General features: G+C 73.8%; 9 protein-coding genes. 2 read left to right on the top strand and 7 right to left on the bottom strand.

Translation table 11 applies throughout. The features are described from left to right. Positions 1 to 31 precede the first annotated feature (31 nt). The 3 genes from AC5RWQ_RS06445 to AC5RWQ_RS06435 all read right to left on the bottom strand — a co-directional run bounded on the left by AC5RWQ_RS06445 (position 32) and on the right by AC5RWQ_RS06435 (position 5,600). On the bottom strand, positions 32 to 580 hold the full coding sequence (locus AC5RWQ_RS06445; protein ID WP_494281810.1) for a hypothetical protein: 549 nt from the start codon (positions 578 to 580) through the stop codon (positions 32 to 34). 69 nt (positions 581 to 649) lie between these two features. Beyond that, the gene (locus tag AC5RWQ_RS06440) at positions 650 to 1,366 is read right to left on the bottom strand and encodes an HD domain-containing protein (RefSeq protein WP_494281809.1); all 717 of its coding nucleotides are present in this window, start codon (positions 1,364 to 1,366) and stop codon (positions 650 to 652) included. A gap of 61 nt (positions 1,367 to 1,427) precedes the next feature. Continuing rightward, the gene (locus AC5RWQ_RS06435; RefSeq protein ID WP_494281808.1) at positions 1,428 to 5,600 is read right to left on the bottom strand and encodes a SpoIIE family protein phosphatase; all 4,173 of its coding nucleotides are present in this window, start codon (positions 5,598 to 5,600) and stop codon (positions 1,428 to 1,430) included. A 163-nt stretch (positions 5,601 to 5,763) separates the two neighbouring features. Here AC5RWQ_RS06435 and AC5RWQ_RS06430 point away from each other — a divergent pair, with 163 nt between their 5' ends. After that, complete coding sequence (locus tag AC5RWQ_RS06430; protein ID WP_494281807.1) at positions 5,764 to 6,384, top strand: DedA family protein; 621 nt, start codon at positions 5,764 to 5,766, stop codon at positions 6,382 to 6,384. Positions 6,385 to 6,572: 188 nt separating this feature from the next. Here AC5RWQ_RS06430 and AC5RWQ_RS06425 read toward each other — a convergent pair whose 3' ends face one another. The 3 genes from AC5RWQ_RS06425 to AC5RWQ_RS06415 all read right to left on the bottom strand — a co-directional run bounded on the left by AC5RWQ_RS06425 (position 6,573) and on the right by AC5RWQ_RS06415 (position 10,871). Continuing rightward, positions 6,573 to 8,813 (bottom strand): hypothetical protein, encoded by a 2,241-nt coding sequence (locus tag AC5RWQ_RS06425; protein WP_494281806.1) that lies wholly within the window; start codon positions 8,811 to 8,813, stop codon positions 6,573 to 6,575. 68 nt (positions 8,814 to 8,881) lie between these two features. Then, positions 8,882 to 9,727 (bottom strand): formate/nitrite transporter family protein, encoded by an 846-nt coding sequence (locus AC5RWQ_RS06420; protein ID WP_334483219.1) that lies wholly within the window; start codon positions 9,725 to 9,727, stop codon positions 8,882 to 8,884. A gap of 262 nt (positions 9,728 to 9,989) precedes the next feature. Further along, the gene (locus AC5RWQ_RS06415) at positions 9,990 to 10,871 is read right to left on the bottom strand and encodes a S1 family peptidase (RefSeq protein WP_494281805.1); all 882 of its coding nucleotides are present in this window, start codon (positions 10,869 to 10,871) and stop codon (positions 9,990 to 9,992) included. A 290-nt stretch (positions 10,872 to 11,161) separates the two neighbouring features. Between AC5RWQ_RS06415 and AC5RWQ_RS06410 the strand changes: the two genes are divergently transcribed. After that, positions 11,162 to 12,043, top strand: a complete 882-nt coding sequence (locus AC5RWQ_RS06410; protein WP_494281804.1) for a TolB family protein — start codon at positions 11,162 to 11,164, stop codon at positions 12,041 to 12,043. A gap of 106 nt (positions 12,044 to 12,149) precedes the next feature. Here AC5RWQ_RS06410 and AC5RWQ_RS06405 read toward each other — a convergent pair whose 3' ends face one another. After that, a complete protein-coding gene (locus AC5RWQ_RS06405) occupies positions 12,150 to 12,905 on the bottom strand; it encodes a hypothetical protein (protein WP_494281803.1) in 756 nt (251 codons plus the stop codon). Positions 12,906 to 12,929: the final 24 nt, after the last annotated feature.

Genomic DNA, 12,929 nt, shown 5'->3' with positions numbered 1-12,929 from the left:
CGGCTTGCTGCCGCGCCGATACCTCGGCCGGTTAACCCTCACCATCCGGCCGGCTGGCTGTCGCGCAGTACGTGCACTCGTTCCGCTCCGACCAGTCGACCCGGTCCAGCACCCCCGGTGCGATCGTCCGGTGCCCGAAGTGTCGCCGTACCCCCATCCGGAACGTCCACAGCGCCTCGGCGAACTCGTGGTACGCGTCGTGCCCCTCGTCGGACCGCAGGTCCCCGCCGGAGCGGACCAACTTGCGCATCCGGATCAGCCGGTGGAAGGCGATTTCGCCGGCCGCCACCAGCTCGGGCGTGCCGGACATCAGCAGCCGCTCCCGGGCCTGGTACGCCCCGGACTCCGTCATCGCCCGGTCGGCGCCCGGCTCGCCGTCCGCGGATGTGGGAGTGCGGAGCAGGCCGTGCGCCGTGGCGAGAGCGAGCGCAAAGTCCACGCAGGTGCGCCAGCGTTCCTGTTCCCGGTCCCGCGACCGGGTGTCCCGCTCCCGCCGCAGGTCGACCAGGAAGGTGCCGGAGAGCGCGATGACCGCACCCGCTCCCGTGCTCAGCAACGGCATCCAGTCCACAGCGGACATGCTGCCATCCCCGGTCGCGCTCCGGATCGCCCGGCGGGTCCGGGCCGGCCCGGGTGGTGCGCGCCGATGTCAGTTTGGCTGGTCGAGGATCGCGCTGAACCGCTCCTCGGCCAGGTCAAGCTGGGCGAAGATGTGCCGCTTCACCGGCGGCGAGAGCGGCGTGTCCGGCCGGGCGATCAGGTCGCGGAAGACCGGCACCAGCGGCCGGTACTTCGCCGCCGACCGGGCCACCTTCGGGCCGGCGCTGTAGACCACGCCCACCCCGTTGTCGGTGAAGTCGGAGACCTTGATGACCCGGGCCCACGGCTCCCGGTCCAGGCTCGCCGCCACGTGCTCCCGGTACTGGGCGTTGCGGTCCCGCTCCGGGTCGTACGCCGGATTGGTGACCGCGCCGACCAGGCGGGCGACCCGCGGGCCGAAGCGGTCGGCGAGCGCGGCCAGCGCCGCCGCGGTCGGATCGGCCGCCACCGGGCCGGCCAGCTCGTCCGGGTGGTCCTCCACCGCGTCGTGCAGCAGCCCGGCGACGATCACGTCCACGTCGCGCACCTGGTAGTGGTGCATCATCCGGATCGCCACCCGCAGCAGATGGTTCAGGTACGGCTCGCGGACCCGGCGGTCGTCGCGGTGCAGCTCGGCGGCGAGGTCGAGCGCGGCGGTCAGCCGGTCCCGGGCAGCCGGGTCGAAGGCCCGGATCTCCAGCCGGAACCGCTCCAGCAGGCCGGGTTCGCCGTGGATCTCGGTGATCGCGTGCATCGGCATGGTGGCCAGGTACGGCGGGAAGTCCATGGCATCACTTATAGCGGATCTTCACTACCTGCCGGACCCGACGGTCACCGACCCGACGGCGTCAGGCGGTGCCGGACAGGCGCTTGACCATCCGGACGGTCGTCCCCTCCGGGGTGCCGTCGATGCGCGCCTGGTCCATCAGCCGCGCCATGATCAGCCGGCCGCGGCCCCGTTCCGTTCCCTCCGAGTGGGACTCCCGCCAGCCGCCGGTGTCGGTCACCTCGATCTCCAGCCGGTCGGCGCGCAGCCGCCCGCGTACCGTGGTGGTCGCCCCCGGCGCGAAGCGGTAGCCGTGCTCGATGGCGTTCGCGCACGCCTCGCCGACCGCGATGAGCACCGCCTCGACGTCCGACTCGCCGGCCCCCAGGCCGGTCAGCCAGGCGCGCAGCGCCTCCCGGGTGGGGGAGAGCTGGGCCGGGTCGGCCGCCAGCGCGGCGTGGAACAGCGCCGGCTCGCGGTGCCGGTAGACGAGCACCGCCACGTCGTCGTCGCGGACGTCGGGCAGCAGGTCGCGCACCATCCGGTCGGCCAGCTCGCCCTCGGGCAGCTGCCGCCCCTCGGAAAGGCTGTCCACCGCCCGGGAGATGCCCGCGTCGATCAGCTCGCGTCGCCGCTCCACCAGACCGTCGGTGTAGAGCAGCAGCGTGGAGCCCCCGCGCAGCTGCGCGCCCGCCTCCGGTCGGCCGCGCACCGCGACGCTGGCCAGCGGCACCGACCCCGCCCGGTCCAGCATCTCCGCGGTGCCGTCCGGGTGCATCAGGATGCCCGGCGGATGCCCGGCCGACGAGTAGCGCAGCACCCCCAGCGATCGGTCGATGATGGCGCAGAAGACCGTGGTGTTGCCCCCGCCGGGGACCGTCCGGGCAAAGTCGTCGAGCGCGGCCAGCACCTCCGCCGGGCCCTTGGCCTGCAACAGCAGCGCCCGGCAGGCGTTGCGCAGCTGCCCCATCACGGTCGCCGCGGACAGGCCCCGGCCCACGCAGTCGCCGACCACCACCGCGACCAGGTCGCCGGGGAGCGGGACCACGTCGTACCAGTCGCCGCCGACCTCCAGCGGGCGGTACGCCGGCTCGTAGCGGACCGCGAAACCGGCCGGCAGGTCCACCGGGCCGAGCATCGCCCGCTGCATGGCCAGCGCCACCGTCCGCTGCGTCTCGTACGCCCGGGCCCGGGCCAGCGACTGTGCCAGCGCGCCGCAGAGCTGCCGGACCAGCGGGCGGTCCAGCGTGGGCAACGCCCGGGGCGGATCAAGCTCCAACCAGACTCCGGCGGGGGCGGTGCCCGGCTCGATCCGGGCGCCCAGGCCGGTCACCCGGCCCGCGTCGTCCCGGGTCAGGTACGGCTCCCCGTCCGGCCCCAACCCCGCGAGGATCCGCCGTACCCGGTCGGAGTCCGCCACCCCGACGCTGACCACCACCGGCGTCCCGGCGCCGTCCGGCGCCACCGCGATCCCGCGCGCGCCCCCGACCAGCTCGCCCAGCTCGGCGAGGCCGGCGTCGAGCACCTCGGTGAGGTCGGTGGCACCCGCCAGCCGGGCGGAGAGCGCGGCCAACGCGGCGTTGCGGGCCGCCGTGCCCACCTCGGTCGTCACATCGCGCAGGGTGGCCACGTGCAGGCGGCGGTCGGTGCGCGGCTCGCGAACCGTGTTGTGGACCGCCTCCACCCAGATCCGGTGCCCGTCGGTGTGCCGCAGCGGCAGGGTCACCCGGCCGCGTCCGGCCCGGGCGGCGTCCGCCAACGCCTGGGTGATCTCGGCCAGCTCGTCCGGTTCCCGCTCGGGGTCCGGCCACCACACGTGCGGGGGGTGCATCGGCAGGTCGAGCCGCTCGGCGCCGACCAGTCGGCAGAACGCCTCGTTCGCCTCCACCAGGGTGCCGTCCGGCTCCACCACCACGAACGCGTCCTGCAACGAGTCGATCAGCGCGGCCCGCCAGGTCGCCTCATGATTGCGCAGCCGGGACAGCTCCAGGTGCGCCCGCACCCGGGCCAGCAGCTCGTCCGAGGAGAAGGGCTTGGGCAGGTAGTCGTCGGCGCCGGCCCGCAGCCCCTCCACCGCCGCCTCCTCGCCGGCGCGGGCGGAGAGCACGATGACCGGCACGGTCGCCGTGCGCCGGTCCGCCCGCAGCTCGCGCAGCAGACCGAAGCCGTCCAGCCGGGGCATCATGATGTCGGTCAGCACCAGGTCCGGTGGTGCGGCGAGGGCCGTCTCCAGCCCGTCCCGGCCGTCCACCGCCGTGACCACCCGGAAGTGCGGAGCCAGCAGCCCGCTCAGGAACGTCCGCAGGTCGGCATTGTCCTCCACCACCAGCACGGTGGGGACGCTCTGCGCGTGGACGGGTGCGGCGGCGGGTGCGGCGCGTCGTCCGTCGTCCGTCGAGGCCGCCCAGTAGGCCGCCTGCCGGTACGCCGGCCCCGCGGGCGCCCCCCGGCCCGTCGTCGGGCTCTGCCGGCCGTACGGCAACCGGACGGTGAAGGTGGAGCCCTCGCCCTCGACCGAGCGGACCCCCACCTCGCCACCGTGCAGCCGGACCAGCTCCTGCACCAGGGCCAGCCCGATGCCGGTGCCCTCGATCGACCGGCCAGCGCTGCCGCGCACCCGGTGGAACCGGCGGAACAGCAGCGGCTGCTGATCGGCGGGGACGCCCACCCCGGTGTCGCTGACCGACAGGGTGACCGCCTCGTCGTCGCCGTGCAGGCGCAGCCGGACGGTGCCGGCCAGGGTGTACTTCAGGGCGTTGGAGAGCAGGTTGACGACGATCTTCTCCCACATGTCGCGGTCCACGTACGCGGTGTGCGGCAGCGGTGCGACGTCGACCTGGTAGGCCAGCCCACCCTCGCGCATGGCGTGGTCGAAGGACTCGGCGATGCCGGCCGTGAGGGCCGCCAGGTCGGTCGCGGCCCGCTCCGCCTCCAGCCGGCCACCCTCGACCCGGGCGAAGTCCAGCATGTCGTTGACCAGCTTGCGCAGCCGGCCGGCGTTGCGTTGCACCAGCTCCAGCCGCTCCCGCTGGGCCGGCGGCAGCGGGTCACGTTGATCGGCCAGGCTCTCCTGCACCGGTCCCGTGATCAGCGTCAACGGGGTCCGCAGCTCGTGGCTGACGTCGGTGAAGAACTCCGTCTTGACCGCGTCGAGCTCGGCCAGCGCGGCGGCCCGGCGGCGCTGGGCCTCGTAGGCCAGCACGTCGGTCAGCGCGGTGGAGACCCGGCTGGCCACCAGGTCGAGGAAGTGCCGGTACGGCTCATCCAGCTCCCGGTACGGGCTGACTCCCAGCACGAGCACGCCGACCGGCCGGGCCCGCCCGGTCGCCACCAGCGGCAGCGCCACCGCGTCGTCCACCGGCGTCCCGTCCGGCACGTCGGTCCCCGGGACGGTGGTCCGGTGGCGTCGGGACAACCCGGTGATCCGGACCGGCCGCCCGGTGCGCAGCACCTCCGCCACCTCGGGGAGCCGCTCCGGCGCGGGCATCCCGTCGGCCGGGCCGTCCACGGCGGCACCGAACGACGCCACCAGGGTCAGCTCGTCGCCGGCCTTCGGCGACGGTGGCTGCTCGTACTCGTCGTCGAAAAGCCGGTCCTCGCGGAGGTAGACCATGCCCAGCGGCAGGTCGGCGCGGCTGCCGGCGAGGATTCGGGCGGCTGCCCGGGTGGCGTCGCCGGGGCTGTCCGCCTCGGCGATCGACAGCTCGCCCAGGTGGCGGAGCAGGGCGAGGCGGCGGTCACCCACCACCCGGCCCGTCACGTCGCTGGTGGCCACGAAGATCCCGATGACCTTGCCGTCCTGGTCGTGCACCGGGCTGTAGGAGAAGGTCCAGTACGTCTCCTCCCGGTAGCCGTGCCGCTCGAGGAAGAGCATCTGGTTCTGCGAGTAGGTGGCGCCCGCGCCGCTGAGCACCTGTTCGGTCAGCGGGCCGAGGGTGTCCCACGCCTCTGCCCAGCACTCCGCGCCGGCCTCGCCGACGGCGGCCGGGAACTTCTCGCCGATTATGCCGGTGTAGGGGTCGTTGAAGATCTGCACCAGCTCGGGCCCCCACCAGAGCAGCATCGGGATCTTCGACGGCAGGACGGTGCGCACCGCCGCGCGCAGCTCCGGCGACCAGGACTCCACCGGCCCCAGCGGGTTGGCCGCCCAGTCCTTCGCCCGGTGCGCGGCGCTGGTCGGGTCCGTGCCCGGGAACAGCTCGTCCACCGGCGAGCTGCCGCTCGCCGGTACGGCGCCGGCCCGGTCACCTGTCACGTCCCGTCCCCCCGATTTCCTCCTGACGGCGCGCTGAGCTGCGCCTGCCACGGACCCATTGTCCCCGCTCGGCGTCGGGTCCACTCCTGGGGAGGGAGCGTGATCATCGGTCCGGTTCGGTCCAGCCGACCCGACGGCGGTCCCCGCGGGCGACAATCGGCGGGTGGGCCGGGTGCTGGACGTGCTGGTGGCGCTGCCGCCCGCCCTGGTCCTGGCGCTGGTCTTCGCGCTGCCCGCGCTGGAGGCGTCGACCTTCCTGGGCCTCGTCGTCCCGGGTGAGCTGGCCGTGCTGGTGGGCGGGGTACTGGCCCACGAGGGCCGGCTGCCGCTCTGGGCGGTCGCGCTCGCCGCGCTCGCCGGCGCGGCCCTCGGCGACCAGACCGGCTACCTGGTCGGCCGCCGGTACGGCCACCGCCTGCTGGCCCGTACCCCGCGCCGGTTCGTCCGCTCCGGGGAGCTCCAGCGGGCGCTGGACCTGGTCCGCCGGCGCGGCGCGGTCGCGGTGGTGCTGGGCCGGTGGGTGGCGGCGCTGCGCGCCCTGGTGCCCGGACTGGCCGGGATGAGCGGCATCCCGCAGGGCACCTTCACCCTGGCCAACCTGACCGGCGGCGCGCTCTGGGCGGTGACGGTCGCCGTGCTGGGCTACCTGTTCGGGGCGTCGTACCGGCTGCTGGAGCGGCGGCTGGGCTGGGGCGGCGAGGCGCTGCTCGCCCTGGTCGTGCTGCTGCTCGCCGTCCGGCTCTGGCGGAACCGCCGCGCGGCCCGCCGCGACACCGACACATGATCGACTACGCCGCACCGACCCGGACGCGGGACCGGGCCGGCGCCCCCGCGCCGGCCCGGTCGTCGCACGGGGCCAGCCGCTGACCCTGCCGGTGCCGGCGCCCGCGCTCACCGACGCCTTGACCGTCGCCGCGGCGTCCCTGGGCCCGGAGATCCTGGCCGCCGCCGTCGCCGCACACCGGGACCACGTCAGGTGAACCGGCCGGGATCGGTCAGCTCGCGGACGGCCGCCTGGTAGGCCGGCTGACTGTGGTACGGCCAGTGGCGCTCGACGGGGGGCGGCACGGTGTCGCTCGGGTCGATGTCCAGGCTGCGGGGGTCGCGGAGCCGGACGTCTACCCGACCGGCCGCCGGGTTGCCGCACGCGGGCCGCCCCGCGCCACCCTCGTCGAGGACCGGCCCGCCGATCGGGTCGGTGTCCCGCCACAGGTTCCGCCACCGCCATCCGATCCGCTCGCCCAGCTCGCAGAGCGTCCCGGGGCCCAGGTAGGCCGGGTAGAGGCGGGCGTAGATGCGGCGCAACGGGGCGCCCTGCGTCAGCAACGCCACCCTGGGGAGCACGGACGGCGGCAGTCGCAGGATGGTGGCGGCGGCGAGGACCGAGCCGTGACTGTGGCCCGAGATGACCACCGCTCCCCGCCCGGCGAGCGCGGTCACCCGCTTCGCCAGCTCCGGCACCGCCCGCGCGGCGTAGCAGGGCGGCGCGAACGGGTGGACAGTGCGCGGCCAGAAGGTGCCGAGGTCCCACAGGACCGCAACTACCCGCCGGGTCTCGGCCGACTGGTACGACCGCAGGCCGAGGACCAGAAGGCCGATCACCAGCAGGCTGATCACCCAGACACCCGCGTCGGTGACGTAGGCGGCGAGCAGCGGGGCGTCGCCGGGTCGACCGCTGAGCCGGGCCGCGAGCTGGGTGGGACCGACCCCGAGCAGGTCCAGCGTGATGGTGGCCAAGCCGAGTGACGCGATCAGCAGGAACGCCAGCAGCACCGGCCCCAGCTCCTCGGTGACCCGGGAGCGGGCGATGGTCTCCCGGACCGCGCGGCGCCGGGCCTCCGCGTCGACCGGCACCGCCGGGTAGTCGCGTTCGACGATGCGCGCCGCCGCCGCGCGCCGCCGCCGACGGGTGAGCACGAGGGTGACAGAGGCCGTCACCGCGACGATCAGCAGGGCGGCGAGCCCCGCGAGCGCGGCCCACCAGTACGCGACCGGTGGTTCCAGGGGGCCGACGGCTGGCGGATCCGGCCGGAGCGGATCGGGGATGTTGCCCCGGTCCAGGCCGTCGGCGATCCGGAAGACCAGGGTGGCGGCGAACGCGGCGGCGACGCTCACCGCCGCCGCCGCCACGATCGGGGTGCCGAGCCCGTGCAGGAAGGGGCGGACGTCGGGCGGGGTCGCCCGCTGGCGGACGTACGTGACGACGGTGAGCAGGACCAGCAGGACACCCTGCGCCGCCACCAGGCCAGCAGCGCTGCCCTCGTACCCCGGCAGCTGCCCGGGCGCGGTCGGCACGGCCCCCGCGACGGCGGCGGAGCCGAGGCTCAGCACCGTCACCCCGGCGGTGGCCGCCCACAGCGGCCGCAGGAAACGGCGGGTGGTCGCGGCGTCCGTCGGCACCGGCAGGCAGAGCAGCACCACGCAGAACGCCAGCAGTACGACGGCGGCGGCGAACTGCCAGGAGTGCCGGGACGCGCCGATCCCGCCCGGCGAGACGCCCGCGAGCAGGCTGGCGTCCAACGTGCCGGCGCCGATCGCGACGTGGATCTGGCGCAGCCAGCTCGCGGTCCGCTCGTCGTCCCAGAACCCGGCGTCGGTGAGCCCGCCGGTCGCCCCGCCGGACTCCGGCCGCCTCGACCGGCCGAAGCCCTCGAACGCCCGCGCGGACCGCGCGCCGATTCCCCACACGAGACGCAGCGCGAGCAGCGGCACCAGTGAGAGCAGGGCCAGGCGGGGACCCGTCGGCAGCGCGGCCAACCAGGACAGGTAGGGGCGGCCGGCCCGGCACCCGTCGTAGGGCACGCACTGCCAGCCGACCAGGTCGAGGGTGCTGCCCACGATCGACACCACGAAGGCGGCGGTGAGGGTGCCGGCGAGCAGCCGGCACAGCACCCCGAGCAGCCCCCACCGGTCGCCTCCCGCCGGCCGCAGCCAGACGGAGAGGTTGCCCAGCATGAAGGGGAGCAGCAGGAGCATCGAGGCGGTGCGGACCGCGGTGCCGGCCGTCAGAGCGCCCCACCCGTACGCCTCGACGGTCACTCCGCCGGTGGCGCCGCCGGCGGTGCCACTTCCCGGTCGGGGCCGGTAGAAACCGGCGTGCTGGTCGCCGGCGACGCGGACCACGATCGGATGGTCGAGGATCCGCTCCGCCGGTACGCCGGAGACCCCGTGTACACGTAACTCCACCGCGTCGCGTCCCGGCGCTGTGCCCACGCCGCCAGGGTCACAGACAATCCGTCCGCCCGCTGCCGATACCCGAAACGCCCGCGCCCTCAGCGGCGTCAGGCCTCCTCCCGGCGCTGCTCCGGCACGACCTTCGGCTCGTCCTTGAGGAACAGGTACCAGTAGGAGGTCGCCACGAACACCACGGCGCCCACCAGGTTGCCCAGGAAGGCGAAGAGCCAGTTGTTGAGCACGTCGAGCCAGCCGAGCTCCGGCACCCCCGCCCACATCGCGGCGGGCAGGAAGAACATGTTCGCCACCACGTGGTCGAAGCCCATCGCGACGAACGCCATGATCGGAAAGAAGATGGCGAGGATCTTCCCGGAGACGTTGTCGGCGGCCAGGGCCAGCCACACGCCGAGGCAGACCAGCCAGTTGCAGCCCACCCCGCGCAGGAAGATCTGCCAATTGTCCTCGTGCAGCGCCTTGGCCTGGGCGATCGCCGCCAGCCGCTCGTACGCCATCCCGGCCGGCGCGCCGGCGTCGCTGCCCACGTCGCCGATCACGCCGGTGGAGATGGCCAGGAAGTACGCCACGAACAGCGCGCCGAGCAGGTTGCCGACGAGGGTGAGGGTGAGGTTGCGCGCGACGTCGCCGACGGAGAGCCGGCCGTTCATCGCGCCGATCGGCACGAGCAGCATGTTGCCGGTGACCAGGTGGGACCCGGCGATCAGCACGAGCACCAGGCCGAGGGTGAACGCCGCGCCGGTGAAGAGCGTCGGCAGGGTGCCCCAGATCTCCGGCTTCAGGCCGGCCGAGACGACGATGGCGACCAGCGCGCCGAAGGCGATGTACGCGCCGGCCAGGAACGACCCGACCAGGGTCTTGTCCCAGCGCAGCTCGGCCTTCTTGACGCCGGTCGCCACCGCGGCGCGGGCGATCTCTGCGGGTTCCTTGGCGGCCATCGCTTCTCCTTCCCCGGGGCGGGCAGCCGGGCGGCCGGCGCCGTCGGCGACGGCGACGGTGGGGCACCTGTTACCCAGGCCCGACGAAGACCACGCGTGAGCGGCCCGGCCCGCGCCGAGGGGTGCCGGTCGGGTCGCAACCAGGAAGGGTGCCGCAACCAGCCGAGGCGCTCGACATGTGCGAGCCGGCCTGGTGCGGCACCCTTCCAAGGTCGTGCACGACGCGGACGACAGGCCTGTCGGCCGGGCGCGCCGGGATGGATCAGTAGACGGTCACGTTGTACGCGTTGGCTGCCTCGCGTACGGGCTGGTAGAAGGTCGTGCCACCGGACCGGCAGTCACCGCTGCCGCCAGAGGTGATGCCGAGCGCCTTGGAGCCGTCGTAGAGCGGGCCGCCGGAGTCGCCGGGCTCGGCGCAGACGGTGGTCTGGATCATGCCCTTGACGGTGCCGCTGCCGGTGTAGCGGACCGTGACGTTGAGCGCGGTGACGGTGCCGCTGTGGGTGCCGGTGGTCGATCCCTTGCGCGTGACCGACTCGCCGACGTAGGCGTCCGCGACGGAATACCCGCCGGCGTGGCTGAGCGAGGTGTTGTCGTAGCGGACCAGCGCGTAGTCGTTGCCCGGGAAGCTGGAGCCGATGGTCGGGCCGATGAGCGTGGTGTGGCTGGAGTTGGTGTACCAGGTGTTTGCCACGTCCCCGCAGTGCCCGGCGGTGAGGAAGTAGTAGGTGCTGCCGCTGACGACGTTGAAGCCGAGCGAGCACCGGTACTGGCCGCCGTAGATGGCGTCGCCGGCGGAGAGCAGCGGGGTGAAGACGCCGGAGGCGCGCTCGACGCGGATGGCGGCGGCCTTGTCGCCGGCGCTCTGTCTGATCTTGGCGATCTCCGCCCGGGAGACGGTGCTGTCCGCGGTCACGACGACGCGGCCGGACGCGGAGTCCACGTGCCAGGCGATGCCGTCGACGCCTGACTGCTGCACCGCGTCGCTCACCTGGGAGAGCTGGCTGGCGCTGTAGTCCTGAGGGGAGGCCGACGCGGCGGTCGGCAGGGCGAAGGCGGTGGTGGTGACCATGCCGACGGCGACGGCGAGCAGCTGGACGGATCGGGTGATGTGACTGCGGGATGGGCTGCGCGTGATCCTCAAGGTCTCCTCCTCAGGAGCGGTGGGGCCGGTGGGTGGCGGCCCCGGGGGGTCGTCGTCGGCGAGACGCATCGTCGGGGTGGTCGATGTCCTCGTCCTGACAAACGCCCTCGCAGTATCGACGCGCATCAACCAGTTCGCAAGGTGCAGATCGACGAACGTGCAGGTCGTGAAATCGCCGCCCCCAGCGAGACCCGCCACGGCCGCCCCGCGCCATTCCCACCGGCCCCGCTTGCCCGGACCTGCGACAGTCCGGAGAGGGGTACCACCCGAGCCCTACGGAAGGAGTGCCCATGCGTCGATACCGCACCTGGATGGCCACCGGGACGATCGCCATGTTGGTGATCGCCATGCCGGCCCCGGTGGCAGACGCCGCGACCGCCACGCCCGGCGGCCGCATCCTCTACACGAACTCCGTCGACAGCACCTCCGGCCACGAAGCGCTGGGCAGCGTCCGTCCGGACGGGACGGCGATGTACGTCTACAGCCAGCTTTCCCCCCGGTTCACCTACCCCGACTACTCCCCGGACGGCACCTGGATCGCCTACGTCCACGAGATGAGCGTGCGGACCATGTCGGCGGTGGACGGTTCGGACGACCAGCGGCTGGTCGACGGACCGTGCGGACCGGCCAGCCCGCGCTGGTCGCCGGACGGCAAGTGGGTCGGCTTCGAGTCGTGCGGCGACATCTACGTGGCCAGCATCGACGGGCTGTCGGTGCGTAACGCGACCCAGAGCGGGTTCAACGACCTCCAGGTGTCGTGGGCTCCCGGGAACCGGCGATTCGCGACAGCGACCCTGCCCGGGGTGCAGCTCTATCGCGCGGACGGCACCTGGCTGCGCACGCTCACCGATCTGCCGGGCGCCTGGCACCTCGACTGGAATCCTGACGGCCGCAGCATCGCCGTCCAAGCGGACGGCGACCTGTGGCTGGTCGACGCCGACACCGGCAGCACCAAGCGGCTGACCGACACGCCGGGCATCACGGAGACGAGCCCGATCTGGTCCCCGGACGGGCGCTGGCTGTCGTACGGCAGCGGCCCGAACGATCCGGACGCCGGGGACCCGAACTCCACGGCGATCGACCCGCAGATCTGGCTGATGACCCGCCGTGGCGACCAGCGCCACTCGACCGGCGTGCACGGCGTCCCGAGCAGTTGGCGCGCCGCCGACTGACCACGAGCGCGGCGGCGTCTCCCGAAGCGGAGACGCCGCCGCATCCGACAGCACTCCTGCTGCGCGCCGCCCCCGCTGAATCAGGGCGTCGCGGGGTGGGCGCGGGTCAGCGGGTGGGGAGGGCGGCGGTGACGCGGACGGCCTTGACGATGGCGGGGATGGAGCCGACCAGGAGGACCAGGCCCCAGACGATGGCGACCACGGCGAAGACCAGCGCGCCGACGTCGTCGAGGATGCTCACCACGATGACCGGCACCAGCCGGTGCAGGAACTCCAGCACCACGGTGCAGACCGCAGTGGTCAGCGTCAGCGCCACCAGGCCCTTGTTCTGCAGGAAGCGGGGCTGGGCGAGCAGCAGCAGTGCCGCCCAGACCAGCTTCAGCAGCAGGATCAGCCCGAGCAGCAGGCTCGCCTCGCCGACTGGGAAGAACCCCCACAGCGCCAGGTACGCCAGGGTGCCGAACGGCGCGGCGAGGAAGAGCGAGACCATGACGGACAGCTCCACGAAGGCCATCACCAGCAGCACCAGCGAGGCCAGGAGGAGCAGGATCGAGAAGACCAGCGTGGCCACGCCCTGGATCCGGCCCTGGATCCGCTCCGGCAGCACCAGGCTCAGGCAGAACAGCCCGGTCGTCCAGAGCACCACCACGTCGATCAGGGCCAGGTAGCTCGTACCCCGCCCGGACGGCTCGCTGATCCCGCGGACATCCCCGGGGTCCACGCCGAGGTCCGCCGCGTCGGTGCGCAGCGCGCCGGTGGCGTCCCCGCCGCCGGTGAGCAGCGACGAGCCCAGCTCGACCCCGACCACCAGCAGCACCGCGACCAGCGCGAGCAGCAGGAACGGCTTGCGCAGCTCACCCACGGCGGGCCTCCTCCCCGTCGGTGC

The organism is Micromonospora sp. BS32 (assembly GCF_059089345.1).
The sequence above is the reverse complement of the archived record's forward strand: the minus strand, read 5'-3'. Positions and strand labels throughout refer to the sequence as shown.

Coding starts and splice junctions, on each gene's coding strand:
- AC5RWQ_RS06445 (WP_494281810.1), bottom strand. CDS start 580: ATGTCCGCTGTGGACTGGATGCCGTTGCTGAGCACGGGAGCGGGTGCG.
- AC5RWQ_RS06440 (WP_494281809.1), bottom strand. CDS start 1,366: ATGGACTTCCCGCCGTACCTGGCCACCATGCCGATGCACGCGATCACC.
- AC5RWQ_RS06420 (WP_334483219.1), bottom strand. CDS start 9,727: ATGGCCGCCAAGGAACCCGCAGAGATCGCCCGCGCCGCGGTGGCGACC.
- AC5RWQ_RS06410 (WP_494281804.1), top strand. CDS start 11,162: ATGCGTCGATACCGCACCTGGATGGCCACCGGGACGATCGCCATGTTG.